The 234-nt window shown below is 66.2% G+C and carries 1 protein-coding gene; it reads left to right on the forward strand.

The annotated features are described in order from the left end of the window. Window positions 1–8 precede the first annotated feature (8 nt). Window positions 9–234, forward strand: a 226-nt coding sequence (locus tag QWJ41_RS21445) for a hypothetical protein (RefSeq protein ID WP_302710532.1), incomplete at its 3' end; no start/stop codon positions are given.

A 234-nucleotide genomic window follows, 5' to 3' on the forward strand; every position in this document is an offset into this window, starting at 1 on the left:
CCGACTTGATGACCGACATCGACCTGCGCCTGGGCATGGTCGCCCGCGGACACTGCCCCGACACCTATGCCTGGTTCCTCGAGGCAGCTGAGCGACTTCGACTGCAGCACGCGGACGTCAGCTTGCAGTGGAATGCGCTGATGAAGGCCACGGCCGTCACCGGGGTCGCACCACAGCGGCTCACCGATCACGACTTCGCCACCGCACGCGACGAGATCGTCACCGCCTATGCCC

Source organism: Nocardioides cremeus (assembly GCF_030518195.1).
GTDB classification, from domain to species: domain Bacteria; phylum Actinomycetota; class Actinomycetes; order Propionibacteriales; family Nocardioidaceae; genus Nocardioides; species Nocardioides cremeus.